The organism is Streptomyces sp. NPDC054975 (assembly GCF_053609105.1).
On the sequence record NZ_JBSGWV010000047.1, the window covers coordinates 1 to 24,567 of the forward strand.

Annotated in this window: 25 protein-coding genes and 4 tRNA genes; 20 read left to right on the forward strand and 9 right to left on the reverse strand. The window is 72.4% G+C overall.

Translation table 11 applies throughout. The features are described from left to right. Window positions 1-81: 81 nt before the first annotated feature. Entirely contained in the window at window positions 82-753 is a 672-nt protein-coding gene (locus ACWF79_RS28455) for a lysophospholipid acyltransferase family protein (protein WP_453731025.1), read from the reverse strand. Window positions 754-977: 224 nt separating this feature from the next. On the opposite strand from ACWF79_RS28455, the gene ACWF79_RS28460 reads away from it, so the two are divergent. The 3 genes from ACWF79_RS28460 (at window position 978) to ACWF79_RS28470 (ending at window position 3,320) form a co-directional block, all read left to right on the forward strand. Beyond that, window positions 978-2,159 carry a glycerophosphodiester phosphodiesterase gene (locus tag ACWF79_RS28460; RefSeq protein ID WP_453731026.1) on the forward strand — a complete coding sequence of 394 codons (1,182 nt, stop codon included), beginning with the start codon at window positions 978-980 and terminating at the stop codon, window positions 2,157-2,159. A 118-nt stretch (window positions 2,160-2,277) separates the two neighbouring features. After that, window positions 2,278-2,820, forward strand: a complete 543-nt coding sequence (locus tag ACWF79_RS28465) for a sigma-70 family RNA polymerase sigma factor (protein ID WP_453731027.1) — start codon at window positions 2,278-2,280, stop codon at window positions 2,818-2,820. Window positions 2,821-2,837: 17 nt separating this feature from the next. Then, entirely contained in the window at window positions 2,838-3,320 is a 483-nt protein-coding gene (locus ACWF79_RS28470) for a GNAT family N-acetyltransferase (protein WP_453731028.1), read from the forward strand. Here ACWF79_RS28470 and ACWF79_RS28475 read toward each other — a convergent pair whose 3' ends face one another. Both ACWF79_RS28475 and ACWF79_RS28480 read right to left on the reverse strand, forming a co-directional pair. After that, entirely contained in the window at window positions 3,321-3,734 is a 414-nt protein-coding gene (locus tag ACWF79_RS28475) for a hypothetical protein (RefSeq protein ID WP_453731029.1), read from the reverse strand. It abuts the gene before it with no gap. Then, on the reverse strand, window positions 3,734-4,096 hold the full coding sequence (locus ACWF79_RS28480) for a hypothetical protein (RefSeq protein ID WP_453731030.1): 363 nt from the start codon (window positions 4,094-4,096) through the stop codon (window positions 3,734-3,736). The genes ACWF79_RS28475 and ACWF79_RS28480 overlap by 1 nt, the downstream gene beginning before the upstream one ends. Window positions 4,097-4,167: 71 nt before the next feature. Between ACWF79_RS28480 and ACWF79_RS28485 the strand changes: the two genes are divergently transcribed. From ACWF79_RS28485 to ACWF79_RS28525, 9 genes are all read left to right on the forward strand, one after another. Continuing rightward, the gene (locus ACWF79_RS28485; RefSeq protein ID WP_453731031.1) at window positions 4,168-4,815 is read left to right on the forward strand and encodes an HAD-IA family hydrolase; all 648 of its coding nucleotides are present in this window, start codon (window positions 4,168-4,170) and stop codon (window positions 4,813-4,815) included. A gap of 391 nt (window positions 4,816-5,206) precedes the next feature. After that, window positions 5,207-6,259 carry a methionine ABC transporter ATP-binding protein gene (locus ACWF79_RS28490; protein ID WP_453731032.1) on the forward strand — a complete coding sequence of 351 codons (1,053 nt, stop codon included), beginning with the start codon at window positions 5,207-5,209 and terminating at the stop codon, window positions 6,257-6,259. Further along, complete coding sequence (locus ACWF79_RS28495) at window positions 6,256-6,924, forward strand: methionine ABC transporter permease (RefSeq protein ID WP_361966577.1); 669 nt, start codon at window positions 6,256-6,258, stop codon at window positions 6,922-6,924. Before ACWF79_RS28490 ends, ACWF79_RS28495 begins: the two co-directional genes overlap by 4 nt. Window positions 6,925-7,005: 81 nt before the next feature. Next, the gene (locus tag ACWF79_RS28500) at window positions 7,006-7,863 is read left to right on the forward strand and encodes a MetQ/NlpA family ABC transporter substrate-binding protein (RefSeq protein WP_453731033.1); all 858 of its coding nucleotides are present in this window, start codon (window positions 7,006-7,008) and stop codon (window positions 7,861-7,863) included. Window positions 7,864-8,039: 176 nt separating this feature from the next. Continuing rightward, window positions 8,040-8,675, forward strand: coding sequence for a GNAT family N-acetyltransferase (locus tag ACWF79_RS28505; RefSeq protein WP_453731034.1), 636 nt, complete (start codon window positions 8,040-8,042; stop codon window positions 8,673-8,675). A gap of 70 nt (window positions 8,676-8,745) precedes the next feature. Further along, window positions 8,746-9,954, forward strand: a complete 1,209-nt coding sequence (gene cbiE, locus ACWF79_RS28510) for a precorrin-6y C5,15-methyltransferase (decarboxylating) subunit CbiE (RefSeq protein ID WP_453731035.1) — start codon at window positions 8,746-8,748, stop codon at window positions 9,952-9,954. Window positions 9,955-10,259: 305 nt separating this feature from the next. Continuing rightward, window positions 10,260-13,670, forward strand: coding sequence for a nicotinate-nucleotide--dimethylbenzimidazole phosphoribosyltransferase (cobT, locus tag ACWF79_RS28515; protein WP_453731036.1), 3,411 nt, complete (start codon window positions 10,260-10,262; stop codon window positions 13,668-13,670). Between the two features lie 386 nt (window positions 13,671-14,056). Continuing rightward, entirely contained in the window at window positions 14,057-15,295 is a 1,239-nt protein-coding gene (gene cobA, locus ACWF79_RS28520; RefSeq protein WP_453731037.1) for a uroporphyrinogen-III C-methyltransferase, read from the forward strand. Between the two features lie 98 nt (window positions 15,296-15,393). Continuing rightward, window positions 15,394-16,212, forward strand: a complete 819-nt coding sequence (locus ACWF79_RS28525; RefSeq protein WP_453731038.1) for a TrmH family RNA methyltransferase — start codon at window positions 15,394-15,396, stop codon at window positions 16,210-16,212. 155 nt (window positions 16,213-16,367) lie between these two features. Here ACWF79_RS28525 and ACWF79_RS28530 read toward each other — a convergent pair whose 3' ends face one another. After that, the gene (locus ACWF79_RS28530; protein WP_453731039.1) at window positions 16,368-17,504 is read right to left on the reverse strand and encodes a protein kinase domain-containing protein; all 1,137 of its coding nucleotides are present in this window, start codon (window positions 17,502-17,504) and stop codon (window positions 16,368-16,370) included. 195 nt (window positions 17,505-17,699) lie between these two features. Here ACWF79_RS28530 and ACWF79_RS28535 point away from each other — a divergent pair, with 195 nt between their 5' ends. From ACWF79_RS28535 to ACWF79_RS28550, 4 genes are all read left to right on the forward strand, one after another. Beyond that, window positions 17,700-17,933 carry a hypothetical protein gene (locus ACWF79_RS28535; protein WP_453731040.1) on the forward strand — a complete coding sequence of 78 codons (234 nt, stop codon included), beginning with the start codon at window positions 17,700-17,702 and terminating at the stop codon, window positions 17,931-17,933. 187 nt (window positions 17,934-18,120) lie between these two features. Further along, the gene (locus ACWF79_RS28540) at window positions 18,121-18,288 is read left to right on the forward strand and encodes a hypothetical protein (protein ID WP_453731041.1); all 168 of its coding nucleotides are present in this window, start codon (window positions 18,121-18,123) and stop codon (window positions 18,286-18,288) included. A gap of 189 nt (window positions 18,289-18,477) precedes the next feature. Next, window positions 18,478-19,584 (forward strand): phosphotransferase family protein, encoded by a 1,107-nt coding sequence (locus ACWF79_RS28545; RefSeq protein WP_453731042.1) that lies wholly within the window; start codon window positions 18,478-18,480, stop codon window positions 19,582-19,584. A 40-nt stretch (window positions 19,585-19,624) separates the two neighbouring features. After that, entirely contained in the window at window positions 19,625-19,915 is a 291-nt protein-coding gene (locus ACWF79_RS28550) for a TFIIB-type zinc ribbon-containing protein (protein ID WP_453731043.1), read from the forward strand. A 65-nt stretch (window positions 19,916-19,980) separates the two neighbouring features. On the opposite strand, the gene ACWF79_RS28555 is transcribed toward ACWF79_RS28550, so the two are convergent. The 4 genes from ACWF79_RS28555 to ACWF79_RS28570 all read right to left on the reverse strand — a co-directional run bounded on the left by ACWF79_RS28555 (window position 19,981) and on the right by ACWF79_RS28570 (window position 20,352). After that, window positions 19,981-20,055: transfer RNA gene (locus ACWF79_RS28555), tRNA-Val, on the reverse strand. A gap of 39 nt (window positions 20,056-20,094) precedes the next feature. Next, window positions 20,095-20,166, reverse strand: a tRNA-Val gene (locus ACWF79_RS28560). 1 nt (window position 20,167) lies between these two features. Further along, a tRNA-Cys gene (locus tag ACWF79_RS28565) sits at window positions 20,168-20,241 on the reverse strand. A gap of 38 nt (window positions 20,242-20,279) precedes the next feature. After that, window positions 20,280-20,352, reverse strand: a tRNA-Gly gene (locus tag ACWF79_RS28570). Between the two features lie 223 nt (window positions 20,353-20,575). Between ACWF79_RS28570 and ACWF79_RS28575 the strand changes: the two genes are divergently transcribed. From ACWF79_RS28575 to ACWF79_RS28585, 3 genes are all read left to right on the forward strand, one after another. Next, window positions 20,576-21,640, forward strand: a complete 1,065-nt coding sequence (locus tag ACWF79_RS28575; protein ID WP_453731044.1) for a chorismate-binding protein — start codon at window positions 20,576-20,578, stop codon at window positions 21,638-21,640. Beyond that, window positions 21,637-22,467 (forward strand): aminotransferase class IV, encoded by an 831-nt coding sequence (locus ACWF79_RS28580; protein WP_453731045.1) that lies wholly within the window; start codon window positions 21,637-21,639, stop codon window positions 22,465-22,467. The genes ACWF79_RS28575 and ACWF79_RS28580 overlap by 4 nt, the downstream gene beginning before the upstream one ends. Before the next feature lie 79 nt (window positions 22,468-22,546). Next, window positions 22,547-23,386, forward strand: a complete 840-nt coding sequence (locus ACWF79_RS28585) for a GNAT family N-acetyltransferase (RefSeq protein WP_453731046.1) — start codon at window positions 22,547-22,549, stop codon at window positions 23,384-23,386. 32 nt (window positions 23,387-23,418) lie between these two features. On the opposite strand, the gene ACWF79_RS28590 is transcribed toward ACWF79_RS28585, so the two are convergent. Next, window positions 23,419-23,934, reverse strand: a complete 516-nt coding sequence (locus ACWF79_RS28590; protein ID WP_453731047.1) for a DsbA family protein — start codon at window positions 23,932-23,934, stop codon at window positions 23,419-23,421. A gap of 167 nt (window positions 23,935-24,101) precedes the next feature. Between ACWF79_RS28590 and ACWF79_RS28595 the strand changes: the two genes are divergently transcribed. Next, window positions 24,102-24,527, forward strand: a complete 426-nt coding sequence (locus tag ACWF79_RS28595; RefSeq protein WP_453731048.1) for a hypothetical protein — start codon at window positions 24,102-24,104, stop codon at window positions 24,525-24,527. Window positions 24,528-24,567: the final 40 nt, after the last annotated feature.

Below are 24,567 nucleotides of genomic sequence, written 5' to 3' on the forward strand. Positions count from 1 at the left end.
GAGGTGCCCATGATGTTCCTGATGTGGTCGAGCGAGTTGCCGAGGCCGTCGGGGCCCTTTCCGTATGTCACGTCGTGACGGCTACGCGGCCTTCGCCTTCGTGGCGTACATGTCCACGTACTCCTGGCCCGACAGGCGCATCACCTCGGCCATCACCGAGTCCGTCACCGCCCGCAGGACGTAGCGGTCGCGGTCCATCCCCTCGTACCGGGAGAACTCCATCGGCTCGCCGAAGCGGACCGTCACCCGGCCCGGCCGGGGCAGCCCCGCCCCGCCCGGCTGGATCTTGTCGGTGCCGATCATCGCGAACGGCACCACCGGCGCGCCGGTCATCAGCGTCAGCCGCGCGATGCCGGTACGGCCCCGGTACAGCCGGCCGTCGGGGGAGCGGGTGCCCTCCGGGTAGATGGAGAACATCTTGCCCTCCTCCAGCACCCGGCGCCCCGTCATCAGCGCCGCGACACCGCCCCGGCCGCCGTCGCGGTCCACCGGGATCATGCCGACACTGGTGAAGAACCAGGCCATCAGCCGGCCCTTGAGGCCCTTGCCCGTGACGTACTCGTCCTTGCCGATGAAGAAGACCGGCCGGTCGATGCAGATCGGCATGATCATCGAGTCGATGAACGTGAGGTGGTTGCCCGCCAGGATCACCGGACCCGTCCCGGGGATGTTCTCCGCACCCTCTACGCGGGGGCGGAACATCAGGCGCAGGAGCGGTCCGAGCACTGCCTTGATGAGTGCGAGACGGGACAACGGTTCCTCCGGTGTCGGGGGCGGGCGGCTTCGTACGGGGGCTGTGCAGGTGAGGACGATACTCGCGGGCCACCCTCGTGCGCACATCGGGTTCACCGAGTGGATACGCAGTGTTGACGTGTGTTTCCGCCATGTTCGGCCAGGGTCTGCCGTACGGAGGGGCCGACTGCCTACCGTCGGAGCGGCGTTCGACAGGTGCGGGACATCACAAAGAAGGAGCCTTCATGACACAGGGTGAGCACGCGAGCCCCGCTCGGCGCACGATCCTCGGAGCGGCGGGCGCGGCGGTGACCGGCGTGGCGGGAGCCGCCGTCCTCGGCGCCTCCTCGGTCCTCGCCGCCGGCCCGGCACAGGCGGCCGAGGCGCAGGGACAGGACGGCCGGGGCCACGGGCACGGGTACCGCTCCCTCCCCGTCCCCACCGTCATCGCCCACCGAGGTGCCAGCGGCTACCGCCCCGAGCACACTCTCGGCTCCTACCAGCTCGCCCTCGACCTCGGCGCCCACGTCATCGAGCAGGACCTCGTCCCCACCAAGGACGGCCACCTGGTCTGCCGCCACGAGAACGACATCACCGGCACCACCGACGTCGCCGACCACCCTGAGTTCGCCTCCCGCAGGACCACCAAGTCCGTCGACGGCGTCTCGTACACCGGCTGGTTCACCGAGGACTTCACGCTCGCCGAGCTGAAGACCCTCCGCGCCAAGGAGCGCATACCGGGCACCCGCCAGGAGAACACCCTCTACGACGGCCGCTGGCAGATCCCGACCTTCGAGGAGGTGCTGCGCTGGGCCGAGCGCGAGGGTCGCCGCCGGGGCCGCGAGGTCTGGCTGCACGTCGAGACCAAGCACCCCACCTACTTCCGCTCCCTCGGCCTCGGCCTGGAGGAGCCCCTCGCCAAGCTGCTGCGCCGGTACGGCCGCCACCGCGCCGACTCCCCGGTCTTCCTCCAGTCCTTCGAGCCGAGCAGCATCCAGCGACTGGCGAAGCTGGTGAACGCGCCGCGCGTCGTGCTGCTCTCCGCCGCGAGCAGCCGCCCCTGGGACTTCGTCCAGGCCGGCGACCCCCGGACCGTCGCCGACCTGGTCACCCCGCAGGGCCTGCGCTGGATCGCCTCCTACGCGCAGGGCATCGGGCCCACCCTGGACCTGGTCATCCCGCGCGACGCGAGCGGCCGCCTCGGCAGTCCGACGACCCTGGTGCGCGACGCGCACGCGCAGGGCCTGATCCTCCACCCGTACACCCAGCGCAACGAGAACAGCTTCCTGCCCGCCGAGTTCCGGCGCGGCACGGACCCGAACGCCTACGGCGACGTCTTCGGCGCCCTCAAGGCGTACCTCGCGACCGGCATCGACGGCATCTTCTCCGACAACCCGGACACGGCCCTGCTGGCGGTGACCGACTGAGCAGCCGTGCCCACCCGCCCGGAATCAGGGCGGGTGGGCACCCCCACGGGCAACACCCACCCGAGTGGTTTACGAGCCGTCCGGCAACCGCCCGTGACAGCGCGCCGTCGTGCCGGTCATGACCGACCCCCACCTCCTGCGCACCCTCGCCCCCCTCCTCGCAGCCGAGTCCAGGGCCGAAGCCCCCGCCGCCGGCGTGGAGGCGGACGACCTCGAACAGGCCGTCTGGCTCAAGCTCCTCGAACGGCTCCGGGACGACTCGGTCCCCACCCACCCCGCCGACTGGCTCCGCCGAGCCGTCCGAGCCGAAGCCCGCCGTGCCCGCCGCGCCGCCCTGCGGGAGCGCCCGTACCGCGGCGAGGAGGCCACCGAGCCGCACGACCCTTCTCCCGAGAGCACCGCCCTCACCACCGAACGCCGCCGCGCCGTCCGCGCCGCCGTCCGCCGCACCCCCGGCCACTGCCCGCGTCTGCTCACCGCGATGCTCGACCCGGCCGACCCCACCTACCGAGAAATCGCAGGGGAGTTGGGTATCTCACAGGGCAGTCTGGGGCCCATGCGTTCCCGTTGCCTGGGATGCCTGCGCAGAATGCTGGCTGCAGAGGTTCCCGCAGCGACCCGGAGGGGAAGGGTGCGGGAGACCGACCGGTGGACCAGGTGAGCGGGAGGCATGCGCACATGGGCATGAGCGTGACCATCTCAGCGGCTGACGCGCAGGACGCGGAGCACATACTGAAGCTGCAGTACCTCTGTTACCAGAGCGAGGCCGAGCTCTACGGCGACTACGCCATCGAGCCGCTCACCCAGACCCTGGACGCGCTGCGCGCCGAACTCTCCGAGGGACACGGGCTCGTGGCGCGCCTCGGCGACGAGATCGTCGCCTCCGTCAGGGGGCGGGTCGACGAGGCCGGCACCGTACGGATCGCCAAGCTCATCGTCCACCCGCGCATGCAGCGCCACGGCCTCGGCGGCCGGCTCCTCGACGCCATCGAGGGACACTTCGCGAGTGACCCGGCGCCCACCGCCAAGCGCTTCCAGCTCTTCACCGGCCACCGCAGCGAGGGCAACCTCCGGCTGTACCGCAGCAAGGGGTACGAGCAGGTGGCCGCCCGCGAGATCGGCCCCCGGCTCACGCTCGTCACCCTGGAGAAAGCGGCCTGATCAGGCAGCGGCCCGCGAGCGCCGCAGCCACCAGATCCCGGTCACCGGCAGCAGGACCGGGATGAAGATGTAGCCGTAGCCGTAGTCCGACCAGACCGTGGCGTCGGGGAACGCGGACGGGTCGGCCAGCGTCCAGGTCCCCACGGTCAGCACGCCCACCAGCTCGGCGGCGCAGCACACCAGCGCCGCCTTGCGGGCGGTCTCCCCGCCGCGTACCAGCGTGTACGTGATGAACGCGTACACCACGGCTGCCACCGCCGACAGCGCGTACGCGAGCGGCGCCCGGTCGAACTCGGTCGCGATCTGGTAGATCGAGCGCGAGACCGCGCCGACCGACATCACCCCGTACAACCAGACAAGGAGCATGCCGGGGCCCTTGACCAGGCGCGCGCCCGTGCTCTCCGTCGCGGTCATCAGCCCACCGTCCAGATGTCGAAGAGGCGTACTTCGAGGACCGCGAGCACGACCCCGCTCGCCGCCACCGTCGCCGAGCCCCACCGGCTCCGCTCCGACAGCGACATGAAGGCGGCCGCGGGCACCGCGCACAGCGAGCCCAGCAGATACGCGACGAAGATCGTCGTGCCCTCCTCGGCCTTCTCGCCGCGCGAGAGCTGGACGACGCCGACGACGAGCTGCACCAGGGCGAGGAGGGTTACCACGGCCATGCCGATGAAGTGCCAGTCCTTGGTCGGCTGGTCGCGGGTGAAGGCGAAGCCGCACCAGGCGGCGAGGGCGAGCGCGGCCACCGAGACCGCGACCGTCAGGGCGTCAAGCATGCGCCCGAGGGTATTACGGGCCGAAAGGCCCGATGCGCTCACCCCCCACCCGCCCCGTAGGGTCGGGAGGCATGAAGATACGCGCGGAAGCCCTCCTGTTCGACAACGACGGAACCCTCGTCTCCTCCATGGCGTCCGTGTACCGCTGCTGGACCCGATGGGCCGTCGAGTACGGCATCACGGCCGAGACCTTCGCCGCCGTCGAGCTGCACGGCCGGCCCGCCGCCGAGATCATTGCCGACCTGCTGCCCGCCGCCCGGGTGCCCGAGGCCCTGCGCCGCATCGAGCAGCTGGAGGTCGAGGACGTCCCAGGCGGGGTCGAGCTGCTGCCCGGCACCAAGGAGCTGCTCTCCTCCCTCCCGGCCGGCCGCTGGGCCGTCGTCACCTCCGCGACCCGACCGCTCGGCGAGGCACGGCTGCGCGAGGTGGGCATCGACTTCCCCGTCCTCGTGGCCGCCGACGACATCACGCGCGGCAAGCCCGACCCGGAGCCCTTCCTGCTCGCCGCCGCGAAGCTCGGCGTCGACCCCGCAGCCTGCGTCGTCTTCGAGGACGCCCCCGCGGGTCTCGCCGCCGGTCGCGCGGCCGGCATGCGAACCGTGGCCTTGACCACAACCCACGACCGCTCCGAGCTCGACGCCGACATCGTCGTCACCGACCTCTCCGAGGTATCCGCGCAGGCCACGGACGAGGGCGTGGAGATCGTCCTCGGCGTCTGACGCCCCACGGGGGTGTCCGCATGATGTCTCCATGATGTCCGCTATACGGACACCCTCGAAGCGGCCGAACCCCTGCGTGCTTTACTTGCAGACATGACCACGACGAGCAGCCGCACCCTTGCGACCGAGGCGAACACGACGCCCGGTGCTCGTTGTATGTGTCGAATGTGCGCCTTCTGAGGGCCCCCGCCGAGCCTCGCGCCCCGAAGCGAGACCCCGACGGCCGTGCCGATCCGCCCGCCGAAACCGGCGCCGGACCGTGCCCGCCCCGCGCACGCGCTGCCTCCGGTCCACCCACCGACGCGGCCGATCTGCGCCTGACTGTCCGAACGACGAATGCCCCGTGCCCGGCGGACCCCGCGCCGCGCACTCGACAGTGACGGAAACCCCTGTGATCACCACTTCGGGCCTGACCAAGGTCTACGAGTCGCGAGGCCGCCAGGTCACCGCTCTGGACGGCGTCGACCTCCACGTCCGCGAGGGCGAGGTGTTCGGCGTGATCGGCCAGAGCGGCGCCGGCAAGTCCTCGCTCATCCGCTGCGTCAACCTCCTGGAGCGCCCCACCTCCGGCACCGTGACCGTGGACGGCGTCGACCTCACCGCGCTCGCCGCCCACGGCCGCCGCGCCGGCAAGGAACTCCGCCGCGCCCGCAGCAGCATCGGCATGGTCTTCCAGCACTTCAACCTGCTGTCCTCCCGCACGGTCAAGGACAACATCGAGCTCCCCCTGGAGATCCTCGGCGTCACCGGCGCCGAGCGCACCCGCCGCGCCCTGGAACTCCTCGACCTCGTCGGCCTCGCCGACAAGGCCAAGTCCTACCCGGGCCAGCTCTCCGGCGGCCAGAAGCAGCGCGTCGGCATAGCCCGCGCCCTGGCCGGCAACCCCAAGGTCCTGCTCTCCGACGAGGCCACCAGCGCCCTCGACCCGGAGACCACCCGCTCCATCCTCCAGCTGCTGCGCGACCTCAACCAGCAACTCGGCCTCACCGTCCTGCTCATCACGCACGAGATGGACGTCGTCAAGACGATCTGCGACTCGGCCGCGCTGATGCAGAAGGGCAGGATCGTCGAGTCCGGCACCGTGAGCGAACTGCTCGCCACCCCCGGCTCCGAGCTGGCCGCCGAGCTGTTCCCGGTCAGCGGCGCCGCCACCGGCCCCGACCGCACGGTCGTCGACGTCACCTTCCACGGCGAGGCCGCCACCCAGCCGGTGATCTCCCAGCTCTCCCGTACGTACAACATCGACATCTCGATCCTCGGCGCCGCCATGGACACCGTCGGCGGCAGGCAGATCGGCCGGATGCGGATCGAACTGCCCGGCCGGTACGAGGAGAACGTCGTCCCCGTCGGCTTCCTGCGCGAGCAGGGCCTCCAGGTCGACGTCGTCGAAGAGGAGACCGCGCCCGAGGCGGCGCCCGTACTCGTCAAGGAAGGTGCCAAGTGACCTGGTCGGAGATGCAGCCCCTCCTCGAGCAGGGCACCGTCGACACCCTCTACATGGTCCTGTGGGCCACGGTCGTCACCGTCCTCGGCGGACTGCCGCTGGGCATCCTCCTCGTCCTCACGGACAAGGGCGGACTGCTGCAGAACACCGTGGTCAACAAGGTCGTCGGCGTGATCGTGAACATCGGCCGCTCGCTGCCGTTCATCATCCTGCTGATCGCCCTGATCCCCTTCACGACCTTCGTCGTCGGCACCTTCATCGGCCCCACCGCGATGATCGTCCCGCTCGCCATCGGCGCCATCCCGTTCTTCGCGCGCCTCGTCGAGACCTCGATCCGCGAGGTCGACCACGGCCTGGTCGAAGCCGTCCAGTCCATGGGCGGCTCGGTGCCGACGATCATCCGCAAGGTGCTGCTGCCGCAGGCGCTGCCCTCGCTGGTCTCCGGGACCACCACCACCGTCATCGTGCTCATCGGCTACTCCGCGATGGCCGGCGCGGTCGGCGGCGAAGGCCTCGGCTCCAAGGCGATCACCTACGGATACCAGCGCTTCGACACCCAGTTCATGCTGGTCACCGTCGTCGTCCTGATCGCGATCGTCACCGTCGTCCAGCTCATCGGCGACCTCGCCGTCCGGCTCCTCGCCCGCCGGGGCCGTACCGCGTAACCCCACAGACTTCGTTCGTCGAAGAAGAGCCCGGACTTGTTGTCCAGGCGTCCACCGCACCACCAGAAAGAGGCACTTTTCGTGCGTAAGAACATCAAGCTCACCGCCGGTATCGCCGCCACCGCCGCACTCGCCCTGGGCCTCACCGCCTGCGGCACGGCCTCCGACCCGTCCTCCGCCAAGGACGCGGCCGGCTCCGCCGACAAGGCGCTCGTCGTCGCCGCGTCCCCGACGCCGCACGCCGACATCCTCAACTACGTCAAGGACAACCTCGCCGCGAAGGAGGGCCTGAAGCTGGAGGTGAAGGAGTTCACGGACTACGTCCTGCCGAACACCGCCACCGAGTCCGGCCAGGTCGACGCCAACTTCTTCCAGCACAAGCCGTACCTCGACGACTTCAACAAGAAGAACAACACCCACGTCGTCCCGGTGGTCAACGTCCACCTGGAGCCCCTCGGCCTCTACTCCAAGAAGGTCAAGGCGCTCTCGGACATCAAGGCCGGCCAGACCATCGCCGTCCCCAACGACACCACCAACGGCGGCCGCGCCCTCCAGCTGCTCGCCGAGAACGGCCTCATCACGCTGAAGGACGGCGTCGGCACCAACGCCAAGCTCTCCGACATCACGGACAAGAAGGGCCTGGAGTTCAAGGAGCTGGAGGCCGCCACCGTGCCCCGCGCCCTGAACGACGTGGACGCCGCCGTCATCAACGGCAACTACGCCATCGAGGCCAAGCTCACCCCGGCCAAGGACGCCATCGCCCTGGAGAAGGCCGACGGCAACCCGTACGCCAACTTCCTCGCCGTCAAGGAGGGCAACGAGAAGGACGCCCGCGTGCAGAAGCTCGCCAAGCTCCTCAACTCGCCCGAGGTGAAGAAGTACATCGAGGACACCTACAACGGCTCGGTCATCCCGGCCTTCGGCGCCGTCGCCAAGTAAGGCCCGCCGTACGGTTCCTGTGACGAAGGCCCCTCGCATCCCGTCCGGTGCGCGGGGCCTTCGCCGTACCCGCACCGATCTGACGCCACATCGGACCCGGCCATGCACACCGACAGCAGCATGCTGCATGCTGTGCGTTCACGGTCGATCGGACGGTCCACGGCATGGAGCTGCGCATGACTACCACCTTTCCGGACATCTCCATCAACACGGACCGGTTGGTGCTGCGCGCGCTCGAAGAGGTGGACGCCCCCGCCCTCACCGAGATGATGAACGACGAGATGGTCGCGGCCTGGACCGCCGTCCCCCAGCCCTACACCGAGGACGCCGCCCGCCGCTGGATCACCGAGTACGCCCCCACCGAGCGCACCGCAGGCCGAGGCCTCGACCTCGCCGTCACCGAGTTCCTCACCCAGCGCCTCGTGGGCGTCATCCAGCTCACCAACACCAACTGGCACGTCCGCTCCACCGAGATCTCCTACATCGTCGCCCCCTGGGCCCGCGGCGAGGGGTACGCCACCGAGGCCGCCCTCGCCACCGCCCAATGGCTCTTCGGCGACCAGGGGTTCGAACGCATCGAGCTGCGCACCGCCGCCGACAACACCGCCTCCCAGCAGGTCGCCCAGAAGATCGGCTGCATCAGCGAAGGAGTCCTGAGGGGCGCCTGCATAGCCCGCACCCGCACCGAGGACGGCACCTGGGCCGACCTGCGCACCGACTTCATCGTCTGGGGCCTGCTCCCCGAGGACCTCGAGGGCGTCGCGGACCAGATGGCGGAGGCCGGATACTCCTCCTTCACCGACTGGAGCTGAGCCCGCAACCGAAGCCGGGTACCCTCGACACGCCCCCGACCTGCGACGAGACCTCAGGAGACAGACGACGATGGCCGACCGGGTCACGGTGATCGGCTGGGACGGCTCGCCCCTCACCGCAGCGGCCCGGTCCGCGCTCTCCGCCGCCACGCTCGTGGCCGGCGCCGCGCACCACCTCGCCCTGCCCGAGATCCCCGTCGCCGCCGAAAGGATCCGCCTCGGCAGCGTCGACCTGGCCGCCCGCCGCATCGCCGGACACCGCGGCACCGCCGTCGTCCTCGCCGACGGCGACCCGGGCTTCTTCGGCGTCGTCCGCACCCTGCGCGCCCCCGAGCACGGCCTGGAGGTCGAGGTCGTCCCCGCCGTCTCCTCCGTCGCCGCCGCCTTCGCCCGCGCCGGCATGCCCTGGGACGACGCCCGGATCGTCGTCGCCCACCAGCGCACCCTCCGCCGCGCCGTGAACGTCTGCCGCGCCCACCCCAAGGTCGCCGTCCTCACCTCGCCCGGCGCCGGACCCGCCGAACTCGCCCTCCTCCTCGACGGCGTCCACCGCACCTTCGTCATCTGCGAGGAGCTCGGCACCGACCGCGAGCAGGTCACCGTCCTCACCTCCGACAAGGCCGCCGACCACGTCTGGCGCGACCCCAACGTCGTCATCGTCATCGGCGGCACCGCCGCAGCCCCGCCCGGCGGCTGGCTCATGGGCCAGGAGACCCCGGCCGTACGCGGCTGGGCCCTGCCCCCGGACGAGCCCGCCGCCGCACGGGGCGGCAGCGGCGAGGACCGCACGCTGCGCGCCGCCCAACTCGCCCGCCTCGGCCCCCGCGTCGGCGACCTCGTCTGGGACATCGGCTGCGGCGGCGGAGCCCTCGCCGTCGAGGCCGCCCGCTTCGGAGCCGCCGTCATCGCCGTGGACGCCGACCCCGAGGCCTGCGCCCGCACGGAGGCGGCCGCCCGCCGCCACGGCGTCCAGCTCCAGGCCGTACGAGGCCGCGCCCCGCACGTACTGGAACGGCTGCCCGAACCCGACGTCGTACGGATCGGGGGCGGCGGCGTCCCCGTCGTCACCGCCTGCACCGACCGCAGGCCCGAACGGATCGTCGCCCACGCCTCCACCCGCGACGAGGCCGAGGCCGTCGGCGCGGCCCTCACCGTGGGCGGCTACGAGGTCGAATGCGCCCTGCTGCAGAGCGTCGACCTCGACCCTGAGGCCTGGACGGAGCGCGAGCGCACCGTCGTCTTCCTCCTCTCCGGACGCCGGATCGACCGCGCCCCCTGACCATGCCGCCCGACCGGGCCAGGTAGGCTGGCCGATCGTTGTACCGCGCCCGGGCCTTCGGTGTTTTGTTCGCCAATGTCCGGACAGCGGGGCCCTGTAGGGCCCCTGATGTGGTACGGGGTAACGGGGGGACGCGCGACGTGGCGCAGTCCACAGCAAACCGTGGCGGATCCGCCTGTCACGACGGCCGATGGCCGCGACAATGCTGGGGTGCCCGCGCGTCATTCGTGCCGCACGGCGCGCACGCTCGTTCTTGTTGACGGGCGAAGGTCTGAAGGAGCACAAGCGATGGGCGAGGGGTACGCATGACGGACACCGGCCAGGTCCCCGGCGAGGGGCTGCCGGAGAACGCAGGCATGGTCGAGCAGCCGGGCATCCCCGCTCCGGGCGCGTACACCTTCCTGGACCCCTCCGAGAACGCAGCCGAGGACGACGACCTGCTTCTGATGCCGGGCGCCCAGGGCGCCTGGAGCGAGCACCAGCCGGGCGCCGTGCCCGCGCCGCCCGTCGCCGTCCCGGCCCCCGGGATGATGCCGGGCCGGCCCGTCGGGGACCCGCTCACCGACCCCCTGGCCGGACCGATCGCCGACGCCCTCGCCGCCCAGCCCCCGATGACCGCGCCCGCCACCCACGAGGCCGTCGCCACCCCGCCCCAGGGCGTGCCGGTCGCGGCCGAGGCCGTGACCGACCACGGGTACGAGCCCGGGATCCTGGACACCGGCGCCCACGAAGCCGCGGGCCGCGACTCCGGTTCCGTGGACCTCGGAGCCGTACGCGTACCCCCGCCGGCCGCGACCCCGCCGCCCGCCCGGCGCCCGCTCCACATGGGCCCGCCGGTCCCGGAGAACGGCGGAGTCGTCCGCTCCCTCGCCGACCGAGGCCCCGCCGCCCCGGCACCGACGCCCGCGCCCGCCGCCGCGACGGCTCCCGCTCCGATGCCGGCCCGGGTGCAGGGCCCGCCGACCACCGGCCTCGAATACCTCGACGTCCCCCAGGAGCAGCCGGCCGCGCCGGTGGCGCCCCAGCTCGGCGAGGCCCCGCCCCAGGGCGCCGTGCCGTGGGACCCGCAGCCCCAGGGCCCCGTGCAGCAGCCGATGCCCGCAGAAACGGTCGGCCAGTTCGTCCCGGTCGAGGGCACGGTCCCGACGACCCCGCACCTGGCCCCCACGCCGGCCCCGGAGGAGCCCGAGGCCGAGGCCGAGGCCCCCGTGGAGGACGCCCCGGCCCCCGCCCCCGTACCGGCGCCGCGCGACGGCGGCCCGTCCGCCGCCGTACCCGCCCCGTCCGCCGAGGCAGTCGAACCCGCCGCGGAGCAGGTGACCGAGGCCCCGGCCGCCGAGCCGGTCCCCGTGCCCGAAGAGCCCGCCGCAGAGGAACTCGCCACTCCGGAGGCCCTCGAAGCCCCGCTCGCCCCCGAGCCCGTCGCCACGGAACCGACCGCCGCCGAGGCCGTCGCGCCCGAACCCCTCGTCACGGAGCCCCCGGCCCCGGAGCCGCAGCTGACGGAGCCTCACACGCCGGAGCCGGAGACACCGGAACAGGTGGCCACGGAACAGGTGGCCACGGAGCCGGTGGTCACGGAGCCCGTAGTCGACGAACCCGTCGTCACCGACGCCGTGGTGACCGACGCTGCCGTCACCGAACCGGTGGTCACCGACGCGGTGGTCACCGAACCCGTCGTGACTGACGCAGCCGTGACCACCCCGGAGGTCACCGACGCCGCCACCGCCCAGCCCGTCACCGAGCCCAACGCCCCCGCCCCCACGGACCCCGAACCCGCGGCGGACGAACCTGCGGTCGACGCGTCCGTAGTGGACGACTCCGCACCGGTGGCGGACGAAACCGCACTCGTGGCGGACGAATCCGTGGCGGACGTGATGGACGAATCCGTAACGGACGCATCTGTAACGGACGAATCCGTAACGGACGAATCCGTAACGGACGAAGCCGTGGTGGACGAAGCCGTAACGGACGAATCCGTCGGGGCGCCGGCGCCCGGGTACGACGACGCCGAGCGGGAGGCCGTGCTGCGGGTCATGCGCGAACGCCGGGACATCCGCAACGGCTTCCGCTCCGACCCGATCCCGCACGAGGTGCTGCTCCGCGTTCTGGAGGCCGCCCACACGGCCCCCAGCGTCGGCCACTCGCAGCCCTGGGACTTCGTCGTCATCCGCTCGGCGGAGACCCGCCGGACGATGCACGAACTGGCCCAGCGTCAGCGCGAGGCGTACGCCAAGTCGCTGCCCAAGGCGCGGGCGAAGCAGTTCAAGGAACTGAAGATCGAGGCCATCCTCGACACCCCGGTCAACATCGTCGTGACCGCCGACCCCACGCGGGGCGGCCGGCACACCCTGGGCCGCTACACGCAGCCGCAGATGGCCCCGTACTCCTCGGCCCTCGCCGTCGAGAACCTCTGGCTCGCCGCCCGTGCCGAGGGCCTGGGCGTCGGCTGGGTCAGCTTCTTCGACGAGCGCGAGATGGTGCGCGCCCTCGGCCTGCCCGAGCACCTCGAAGTGGTGGCGTACCTCTGCGTGGGCTACGTCGACGAGTTCCCGGAGGAGCCCGAGCTGATGCAGGCGGGCTGGTCCAAGCGCCGCCCGCTGTCGTGGGTCGTCCACGAGGAGACGTACGGCCGCCGCGCGCTGCCCGGCGAGGAGCCGCACGACCTGCTCCAGGAGACCGTCGCCAACATCCGCCCGCTGGACGCGAAGGCGCTCGGCGAGGCGTGGGAGCGGCAGAAGCGCATGACGAAGCCCGCCGGGGCCCTCGGCATGCTGGAGATCATCTCCGCGCAGCTCTCCGGCCTCTCCCGGATGTGCCCGCCGCCCATCCCGGAACCGGCCGCGGTCGCGATCTTCGCGGGAGACCACGGCGTGCACGCCCAGGGCGTCACCGCGTGGCCCCAGGAGGTGACCGGCCAGATGGTCGCGAACTTCCTCGGCGGGGGCGCGGTCTGCAACGCCTTCGCCAACCAGGTCGGCGCCGAGGTCTGCGTCATCGACGTGGGCGTCGCGTCGGACCTCCCCTCCATGCCGGGCCTCCTCCCTCGCAAGGTCCGCACCGGTACGGGCGACTTCACGACCGGCCTGGCCATGACCCGCGAGGAGGTCCTGGCAGCGATCGAGGTGGGCATCGAGACCGCGCGCGACCTCGTCGCGGCCGGTAACAAGGCGCTCCTCACCGGCGAGATGGGCATCGCGAACACCACCGCGTCCGCCGCGCTGATCTCCGTGTACACGGAGGTCGACCCGGTCGAGGTGACCGGACGCGGCACGGGCATCAACGACGAGATGCACGCGCGGAAGGTGGACGTGGTCCGCCGCGCCCTCGACTTCCACCAGCCGGACCCGGCGGACCCCATCGGCGTCCTCTCGGCCATCGGCGGCCTGGAGCACGCGGCGCTCGTCGGCCTCATCCTGGGCGCGGCATCGCTGCGCGTCCCGGTCGTGCTCGACGGCGTGTCCACGGGCGCGGCGGCGCTGGTGGCCCGGGCGATCGCGCCCGAGTCCCTCGCGGCCTGCATCGCGGGCCACCGCAGCGCGGAGCCGGGCCACGTGGCGGCGCTCAACAAGCTGGGCCTGCGCCCCCTGGTCGACCTCGATCTCCGCCTCGGCGAGGGCACCGGCGCCCTCCTCGCCCTCCCGATCGTCCAGAGCGCGGCCCGGGCGATGCACGAGGTGGCGACGTTCGACTCGGCGGGCGTGACGGAGAAGTAACCGCCCCTGCGCGTCCGACACTCAACGGGAGTGGGGGACGCGCAGGTTCCGCGTTCGGGACGTAAAGCGTGATTTGTGGCGCAGGCAGCGGCCGCTTCACGAGGTCCCGAACGCGCCGTAAATCATGCAGTCCCGAACGCGGACCCGGAGCGTCCCCCACGGCACTGCACCACGGCGCGGCGCCACGGCACCGCACCACGGCACGGCGCCACGGCACACCACGGCACCGCACCACGGCGCGAGGGACATGCGTCACAGGTCGCGCGCCACCGGTGACCGATATCGTGGACGAAGGGCCCGACACCTCGCCCCGCACCCCGCCCCACCAGCCGCTTCACCGCAGCAGCGGCCTCCGTACACTCCGCCCCCTGAGGAGCCGCACACAGATGGCTGAGCACGCCGCGCACCCCGCCTACCCCGTAGGTCTCCGTCTCTCCGGTCGGCGCGTCGTCGTCCTCGGCGGCGGCCAGGTCGCCCAGCGCCGCCTCCCGGCCCTGATCGCGGCAGGCGCAGCGATCACCCTCATCTCCCCGTCCGCGACCCCCTCAGTGGAGGCGATGGCGGAGACCGGCGAGATCACCTGGGTGAAGCGCCGTTACGAGGACGGGGACGTCGCCGACGCCTGGTACGCGCTCGTCGCCACCAGCGACCCGGTCGCCAACGCGGCCGCCTCCGCAGAGGCCGAGCGCACCAAGACCTGGTGCGTGCGCTCCGACGACGCGGAAGCCGCCACCGCCTGGACCCCGGCCACCGGCCGCAGCGAGGGCGTCACCGTCGCCGTGCTCACCGGCCACGACCCCCGCCGCTCCGCCGCCGTGCGCGACGCGATCGTCGAGGGCCTCCGGGACGGCTCGATCGCCGCCCCCGCTCGCCGCACCCGCACCAACTTCGTGGCGCTGGTGGGCGGTGGCCCCGGAGACCCCGACCTGATCACGGTCCGCGGCCGCCGGCTGCTCGCCGAGGCGGACGTGGTCATCGCCGACCGCCTGGGCCCCCGCGACCTGCTCGCCGAACTGCCCCCGCACGTCGAGGTGATCGACGCGGCGAAGATCCCGTACGGCCGCTTCATGGCCCAGGAGGCCATCAACAACGCGCTGATCGAGCACGCCAAGGCCGGCAAGTCGGTCGTACGGCTCAAGGGCGGTGACCCGTTCGTCTTCGGCCGGGGCATGGAGGAGGCCCAGGCGCTGGCGGCGGAAGGCATCGCCTGCACGGTCGTCCCCGGCATCTCCAGCTCGATCTCCGTGCCTGGCGCGGCCGGCATCCCGGTCACGCACCGCGGGGTGGCGCACGAGTTCACCGTCGTCAGCGGTCACGTGGCGCCCGACGACCCGCGTTCCCTGGTCGACTGGGCGTCGCTGGCCAAGCTCACCGGCACGCTGGTGATCCTGATGGGCGTCGACAAGATCGGGAAGATCGCCGAGGCGCTCATCGCGCACGGCAAGGCCCCGGAGACTCCGCTCGCGCTGGTCCAGGAGGGCACCACGGCCACGCAGCGCCGGGTCGACGCCACGCTGGCCACGGTGGCGGAGACGGTGGTGGCCGAGGAGGTCCGCCCGCCGGCGGTCATCGTGATCGGCGAGGTGGTCAAGGAGAACCCCGAGAAGCTCCTGCCCCGAGGCTGACACGAGCCGACCCCACCACCCCGCACCCCCACCCCACCCCCGCCCCCCAAGCCACCCCACACATTGGCACCGCACCCCGGACAAGGCAGTATCACCACGTGGCCGAACTCATCACGATCGACGACCCCGACGACCCGCGCCTGAGCGACTACACCGGCCTGACCGACGTGGAGCTGCGCCGCAGGCGCGAGCCCGCCGAGGGCTTGTTCATCGCGGAGGGCGAGAAGGTCATCCGCCGGGCCCGCCAGGCGGGGTACGAGATGCGGTCGATGCTGCTCTCCGCCAAGTGGGTCGATGCCATGCGCGACGTCATCGACGAGGTCCCGGCGCCCGTGTACGCGGTGCAGCCGGAGCTCGCCGAGCGCGTCACCGGCTATCACGTGCACCGCGGCGCCCTCGCCTCCATGCAGCGCAAGCCGCTGCCGAGCGCGGAGGACCTGCTCGGCAAGGCCCGCCGGGTGGCCGTGATGGAGTCGGTCAACGACCACACCAACATCGGCGCCATCTTCCGCAGTGCGGCCGCGCTCGGCATGGACGCGGTGATCCTCTCCCCGGACTGCGCGGACCCGCTGTACCGCCGGTCCGTGAAGGTCTCCATGGGCGCGGTCTTCTCGGTCCCGTACGCCCGTCTTGACACCTGGCCCCGTGGCCTGGAGGCGGTACGCGAGGCGGGCTTCAAGCTGCTCGCGCTCACTCCGGACGAGAAGGCTTCTCCGATCGACGTGGCGGCCCCGCACAAACTGGAGCGGGCGGCGCTGATGCTGGGCGCGGAGGGCGACGGCCTGTCCACCCAGGCGCTCCGGGCCGCGGACGAGTGGGTCCGTATCCCGATGGCGCACGGGGTGGACTCGCTCAACGTGGGCGCGGCGGCGGCCGTGGCGTTCTACGCGGTGGCGAGCGGCCGCCCGCAGGACTGAGGGCTCACTCGGCAACGCAGGGGCCACTCACCAACGCAGGGGTCACCAGCAACAGAGAGGCCACCCAGCAACAGAGAGGCCACCCAGCAACAGAAGGGCGACCCTGCAACAGAGAGGTCACCCAGCAACAGAGGGGCCACCCAGCAACGGAGGGTCTACCCCTGCAACGCCTGAGCGGCCGCGATCCCCAAGGCGACCACCAACGTCACCACGACAAAGACGAAGAGCCGCTGACGCAGCAGCCGGGGATTGGCGGGACGACGCCCGGTCGAGGTGGTGCGCGTGCCGCCGGGCCGTGAGGGCGTGGGACGCCCGTTGGGCCGGGACTGCGGAGCGGACCGGCCGCCGGTACGAGACGGGGCGGAGGGCCGCGAGTCGGTGACGCGCTCGGTGTACCGCTCCGTCGGCCGGCTGCCGGTCGTCTGCTCCGTACGCTCCCGCTGCGCCGGGGGACGCGGGGCGGGCAGCCCCTGGGCCTCGCGAGCGGCGATCTCCTTGAGCCGCATGGACAGCTGCAGGGTGCTGGGACGGTCCTCGGGATCCTTGGCCAGACAGGCCCGCACGAGCGGGGCCAGCGCGTCGGGAACGCCGGCGAGCTGCGGCTCCTCGTGCACGACCCGGTAGAGCATGACCTCCGAACTGCCGTGCCCGAACGGCGAGTCCGCCATCGCCGCGTACGCCAGGGTGGCGCCGAGCGAGAAGACGTCCGTCGCCGGGGTGACGGCCGCGCCCCGCACCTGCTCGGGCGCGAGGAAGCCGGGGGAGCCGACGGCGGTGCCCACATGGGTGAGGGTGCTGGCGCCGGTGGCCCAGGCGATGCCGAAGTCGATGATCCGGGGTCCCTTGGGGGACAGCAGGATGTTCGACGGCTTGAGGTCCCGGTGGACGACGCCCGCCTCGTGGACGGCGACGAGGCCCTCCGAGAGCGCGGCCCCGATCGCGGCGACGTCGGCGGCGCGCAGCGGACCTTCCTCGGCGACCCGGTCGTGCAGGGAAGGGCCGGGGACGTACTGGGTGGCGAACCAGGGGCGGTCGGCCTCCAGGTCGGCGGCGACGAGCCGTGCCGTGCAGCCGCCCCGGATCCGCCGGGCGGCGGACACCTCACGGGCGAACCGCGACCGGAACTCCTGGTCCTCGGCCAGGTCCGGCCGGATCACCTTCAGCGCCACCCGCTGACCGCGGCGGTCGGATCCCAGGTACACGACCCCCATCCCGCCGGCCCCGAGCCGGCGGTGGAGCCGGAACGACCCGACGATCCGCGGATCCTCGCGCCGGAGCCGCATCATCGCCATGTCCGTCCCCTCGTCCGTTCGACGTGGCACAGCTTACGTATTGACGCCCCGGTGTGCTCATAGGCCGCGCCCTCGCGCAGGGATCGATTGTCAGTGCTGAGGAGGACACTTGAGGGGTGGTCAGGACGGCGGCGAATCGGCCCGTCCGGAGCACGGGATTCTCCAACATCCAATCGCAGAAGGGGGATTCGACCGATGAAGGGTGACCGCGTGGAGATAGTCGTGGACGCGGGGGACACGACACGGACGTACGAAGTGGTGGCGAGCAGGGCGGGCCGCAGGGTGGAGACGGCGGTACGGCGAGGGGTGGTCGAAGTGAGCGAAGTCACGCGCACGGGGGTGGTCGTCCGGACGGCCCGCTTCATGGCGAGCCGGGTCCTCGCCCTGGCCGAACAGCCGGTCCCCCTCCGGGAAGACCCTCAGTCCTAGGCCTGCCTCTCCACCCTGGGGAGTACGCCGCGGGGGTACGCGTCATCCTCCCGTAGGCCAGGCAATCGGTACGCGGGCATGACGTCCGGGCGGCGCCGGGTCCCTAGTGTTGAAGACAAGCGGCGGGTGCAGCACTCGTCCCCCGAGGTCACCCACCCGCCGCTGCAGACACGACAGGAGAGGAACCATGGCGTACCCGGTATCGCAGATCACCACCCGTCCTTCGGGCCGCCGCCACCCCCTGGTGGCGACCGCCATGGTCCTCCCTCTCGCGACCCTGCTGGTCGTCGTCTTCGGCGGCTGGGACGCAGTGGTCACACAGGCGTCGTCCGTGGGCGTGATGCTGGGGCGCTGAGCGGCGCCCCGGACCTGGGAGAGCGGCCCAGGTCGGGGACATCCGGCCAACAGCCCCGTGGGGACGGGGGTGCGGCGGACGGCAGCGTGCGGCCGGTCAGCTGGGGAGCTGACCGGCCCTCGCGCTTTCCTCCCCAGGGTGGGGGAGGCCCCTCCGTGGCCACGGCCGCACCGCGCGTACGCTCCCCAGGTGGAGCACGCCGAACTCGAACAGCTCAGCGCCCTCGCGCGCCAGGCCGCGCACCGGGCCGACCCCGTGTGCGCGTGCGCCCCGCACGTCACGAGCGTGCTCGCCGATCGTGACGACGGCACCGTCGTCCGGCACGGCGCCGTCGTGGTCAAGGCTCACGCCCCCGGCATCGATCTCGCCGCGCACCGGACCCGGATCGCCGTCGCAGGACTCCCCGAACTGGACGGCATTCTCCTCCCGCCCCACCCCACACCCACGCTCGCACCCAGCCCCGTCCCGGCCCCCGCCCCCGCTGCCACCCCCGCCCCCACCGCCACCCCTGCTCCCGCCCCCACCGCCGCCCGCCCCCTCTCCTCCTGGCCCTACGGCACCCCGGTCGACCCCGCCGATCCCGAGGCCGCCCCCTGGGAGGACGCCGCGCGGCTGCTCGCCCGGCTCCACCGCACCCCGCCGCCCGGACACCTCCCCGTCCCGCCCATGCGCGCGCCCCTGAAAGCGGCCCTCGCCGTGGAGCGGATGCGTCGCTCCGGCGCACCCCGGCCCGCCGTCGAGACCGTGCTCCGTGCCTGGCGCACCCTCCCGGAGGAGCCGGCCTCCCGCTCCCTCCTCTGCCACGGCGACTTCCACCTGGGCCAGCTCGTGCGCGACCCCCGGGCTCCCGGCGCTCCCTGGGTCCTCATCGACGTGGACGACCTCGGCCTCGGCGACCCCGCCTGGGACCTGGCCCGCCCCGCCGCCTGGTTCGCCGCAGGCATCCTGCCCCCGGACGTCTGGTCCCGTTTCCTCGACGCGTACCTCGAGGCCGACGGCCCAGCCCTCCACACGCCCACCCATACTCCCGCGCCCGCCCACACGCCCGCGCCCGCCCACACACCCGAGCCCGGCCCCGTCCGGCCCCACCCCGTCCAACCCGCCCCCGGCCGCCCGGACCCCTGGGCCCAACTCGACGTCCCGGCCCGCGCCCTGACCGTCCAGACCGCGGCGCTCGCTCTCGCCAAGTCCACCGCCGAGAAGCGCCCCCTGGACGAGGTCGAGGAAGTGATGATCGACACCTGTGCCCGAATCGGGTCGCTCCGAACCGAGTTGGCCCCGCCCGCGTCCCCATAAGCTGAAAGCACCATTCCGACGGCAGGGAGTTGAGCCGACCATGCAGTGTCCCAAGTGCCACGCAGCGATGCACACGTACAACCGCAACGGCGTCCAGATCGAGCAGTGCAGCGGCTGCCGCGGGATATTCCTGGACTACGGCGAGCTGGAGGCCCTGACGCGGCTCGAGTCCCAGTGGGTGCAGCAGGCTCCGCCCGCCCCGCCGGCCTACCCGGCGCAGGGCGCCCCCGCCGCGCCCGCCTGGGGCGCACCGCAGCACCACGGCGGGCACCACGGACATCACGGCGGTCACCACCAGCGCGGCTTCGGCCGGATGCTCTTCTCCTCCTGACGCGAGCCGAGGAGCGGGTACGACGAAGCCCCCGGTCGCGAGAGGCGACCGGGGGCTCCGTCATGTGGTGCGCGATACTGGGATTGAACCAGTGACCTCTTCCGTGTCAGGGAAGCGCTCTCCCGCTGAGCTAATCGCGCGGGACGGCCCGTGCGGACCGGATCTTCGGTTGTTCTGCGTGCGCGATACTGGGATTGAACCAGTGACCTCTTCCGTGTCAGGGAAGCGCTCTCCCGCTGAGCTAATCGCGCTTGGAGGTGGAGACGGGATTTGAACCCGTGTAGACGGCTTTGCAGGCCGTTGCCTCGCCTCTCGGCCACTCCACCAGGAGTGAAACGGGGGTTCGGGAAGATCCCCCACATCGAGCGGACGACGAGATTCGAACTCGCGACCCTCACCTTGGCAAGGTGATGCTCTACCAACTGAGCCACGTCCGCTTGTCGTTTCCGTTCCGCTTGCGCGTCCCGGCGACGTGTTGAACTCTAGCGGATTCCTGGGCCAGCACAAAAACGCGTTTCCGCAGCGTGCTGAGCTGCACACGGAGCCGGGCCGGTGGAGAGGGTTCCTGTGGCGTTCACTCCCCGTGCCCCCGAGGTGGCAGGCAGCCGTCCCTCGGTCGGTGTTCCGCGCCGGCCTCCGCGCCCGCCCTAGACTCGAGCCGTGCACGACCTTGCTCCCCTGGCCCGCTTCGGCGGCCTCGTCGCGACCGACCTGCGGGATGTCACCAGCGACCCCGCGGCCCTGGACTCCGCCGGCTTCTGGGCCGTCTCCGCGGACTTCGAGGGCCGTCTGACCTGCGCCCGCTTCGGTGACGTACGGAGGGAACCCGTACCGGCCCCCGTCCCCGCACCCCTCCCGGGTGCCTGGCGCGGACCTGCCGCCGGTGACTGGACGTCCTCCCTCGACCGCGCCGCGTACACGGCGGGCGTCCGACGCATCAGGGAGCACATCGCGCGCGGGGAGGTCTACCAGGCGAACCTCTGCCGCGTGATGTCCGCACCGCTGCCCGACCCGGGCGCCGCCGACGTCGACGCCCTCACCGCGCTGCTGGCCCGCGGCAACCCCGCTCCGTACGCCGGAACGATTCGGCTGCCGGGCCACGGGGTCGAGATAGCCACCGCGTCCCCGGAGCTCTATCTGCGCCGCGCGGGCCGCACCGTCGAGTCCGGGCCGATCAAGGGCACCGGCCGCACCGCCGAGGACCTGCTGGAGAAGGACCACGCCGAGAACGTGATGATCGTGGACCTGGTGCGGAACGACCTCGGCCGGGTCTGCGCCACCGGCTCGGTCTCCGTGCCCGAGCTCTGCGCCGTCGAGCCGCACCCGGGCCTGGTCCACCTCGTCTCGACCGTGCGTGGCGAGCTCCGGGAGCAGGCGGGCTGGCCGGAGCTGCTCGCCGCCACCTTCCCGCCCGGCTCCGTCACGGGCGCCCCGAAATCGAGCGCCCTGCGGATCATCGAGGCCCTGGAGACCGCCCCGCGCGGCCCCTACTGCGGCGGCATCGGCTGGGTCGACGCCGACCGGCGGACCGCCGAGCTGGCCGTCGGCATAAGGACCTTCTGGATCGACCGCCCCGAGGGCGTGCTGCGCTTCGGCACCGGCGCCGGCATCACCTGGGGTTCGGACCCCGAGCGTGAGTGGGCGGAGACCGAGTTGAAGGCGTCGCGACTGCTGGCGGTAGCGTCGGGCGCGTACGAGGCGAGCGGAAAGGCCATAGCGCGATGAAACTCTGGGTCAACGGCGGACTGCGCGACGCGGAGGAAGCCCGGGTGTCCGTCCTGGACCACGGGCTGACCGTCGGCGACGGCGTCTTCGAGACGGTCAAGGCCGTGCGCGGAGAGACCTTCGCCCTCACGCTCCACCTGGAGCGCCTCACCCGCTCCGCGCGGGGCCTGGGTCTGCCCGACCCCGACCTCGACGAGGTCCGCCGTGCCTGCGCGGCGGTCCTGGAGGCCAACCCGATGGAGCTCGGCCGGCTCCGCATCACGTACACCGGCGGGCTCTCCCCGCTCGGTTCCGAGCGCGGCGACGCGGGTGCCAGCCTCGTCGTGGGGCTCGGCGAGAGCGGCCGCCGCCCAGACTCCACCGCGGTGATCACGGTCCCCTGGACCCGCAACGAGCGCGGGGCGCTCACGGGCCTGAAGACCACCTCGTACGCCGAGAACGTCGTCGCCCTCGCCAGGGCGCGCGAACAGGGCGCCTCGGAGGCGCTGTTCGCCAACACCGTCGGACAGCTCTGCGAGGGCACCGGCTCCAACGTCTTCGTCGTGCTCGACGGCCGGATCCACACCCCGCCCGTCTCCTCCGGCTGCCTGGCCGGCATCACGCGTGCCCTCGCGGTCGAGTGGACCGGCGCGGTGGAGACCGATCTGCCGCTGGAGGTCCTGGAGAGCGCCCAGGAGATCTTCCTGACCTCGACCCTCCGTGACATCCAGGCCGTGCACCGGGTCGACGGCCGCGAGGCCATCCCCGCCCCGGGACCGGTGACGGCCAAGGCGATGCGGGTCTTCGACGAGCGCGCCGCGGCGGACCGGGATCCGCGCCTCGCGTGAACGTGCCTCGTGGGGCACGGGCACGCGGCTCGCGTAAATCCGGATGACCCAGGGCCGCGGTGTGGGTAGAACACCCTTGATGACCACCACCCTGCGGCCGGCCGGGCCGCTTCAGCAGACCCCCGACGGCGACCGGTCCCGTACCTACGACGTCTGTGTGAACAGCCGTCGCGTGGGCTCCGTGCGCCTCGCCACCCCGCCGCGCCTCGGCGCCGGGTCCGGGACGATCGAGGCCCTGAGCATCGACGAGAAGGACCGACGCCGGGGCCGGGGCACGGTCGCCGCGCTCGCCGCCGAGGAGGTGCTGCGCGGCTGGGGCTGCGGCGAGGTCCAGATCTCCGTCCCGGCCGGGGCGGAGGCGGCGCTGAGGATGGCGCGGGTCCTCGGCTACATCGAACGCGGCAGGAACATGGTCAAGGAGCTCCCGGCCGAGCCGCCCGCGCTGCCGTCCGGTTTCGAGGTCCGTCCGATGACCCACGCCGAGTTCGGGCCGTGGGAGGCGAACGCCCGGGAGAGTTACGCGCGCAGCTGGGTCGAGCGGGGCGTCCCCGAGGACCGGGCCCGCGCGAGGTCCGAGGCCGCCCACCGGCTGCTGCTGCCCGACGGCCTGGACTCCCCGGGCACGGCGATCAACGTGGCGGTACGGGACGGGGAGACCATCGGGCATGTGTGGACGGCCGGCCGCGAGCTGGAGCCGGGGGTCCTCGGGAGCTACGTCTACGGCGTCGCGGTCGCCGAGGGCCACCGGGGCCACGGCTACGGCCGGGCCCTGATGCTGGTCGCCGAGCGGGTCGCGCTCGGCGCCGGGCACCGCCTGCTCGGACTCCACGTCTTCGCGGGCAACACCCCGGCGATCCGGCTGTACGAGTCGCTCGGCTACCGGACGACGCACGTCAACAGCTACAAGACGTTGCTCTAGACAAGACGTTGCTCCAGGCCGGCCCGGCGCCGTCAGCCGGCGAGCAGGCGGTCGGTGATCTCCTCGACGCGGGCCCGCAGGCCGTCCTGGCTCTGGCCGCCGTCCAGGCGCTCGCCGCCGACGACGTAGGTCGGGGTGCCGGTGACCTTGATCGCCTTGCCCTCCGCCTGGTCGGCGTCGATGGTCAGCAGATGCCGGCCGTCGATCAGCGCGGTGTCGAACTCCTCGGCGTCCAGGCCCAGTTCGTGGGCGACGTCCAGGAGCACCGGCTCGCCCCGTTGGCCCAGCTCCTCGGTCCTGGCCAGCAGCGCCTCCACGTACGGCCAGCCCTTGCCCTGGTCGGTCGCCTCCTCGGCGGCCTGTGCGGCGGCGTACGCCTGCTTGTGCTTCTCCAGCGGGAAGTGCCGCAGCTGTACGTCGATCCGCTCGCCGTACTTCTCGCGCAGCGCGCGTACGTCGTCGAGGGCGCGGAAGCAGTCGGGGCACTGGAGGTCGAACCAGGCCTCCACGGTGACGGGGGAGGGGGACGGGATGGTGGAGTCGCTCATGGGAGCAGTCTTCCAGCCCCTACCGGAGCGGCCCAACCGGGACCTGGGGACGAGATCCCGCAGGGGAGACCCGGAGATCTCCCTGAGGTCGGCCTCGGAACGTGGCCCCGCGCCCCCTCGCCGGTGCAGGATGGAAGGGACGTACCGCCCTGGCCCAGGAGGACCGCATGCTCGCCGAGACCATCTTTTCCGCGGTGTCCGTGGCGGGACTGGGCATCGCCGCGATCACGGCGTACCGCAAGCGTTTCCTCGCCGCGACACGGATCGCCGCCTACGCGCTGGTGCCCATCGGTCTGGTCATGACCGGGGCGGTGCAGTGGGCCTTCGACACGGCCTTCAGCCCGGTTGCCTGGGCCGGCTTCGGCGTGCTGGGCGCCGCCTGGGCCCTCTTCATGACGAGCCGGGCCGTCGAGCGGCGCAGAGCGGGCCGTAAGGAGGCCCGGCGGGGCGAGGTGCCCGGGGCCGTCGCACCGGGCGCGTCCGCGCCCTCACTCGGCGGCGGTCAGCGGGGAGCGACCCCGAAGCCGCAGGCCACGCCGGCCGCGGACGACTTCAGCGACATCGAGGCGATTCTGAAGAAGCACGGCATCTGACGGCCGCGGTGGGCGCGGCGGCCGACAGGGGCCGCCGAGG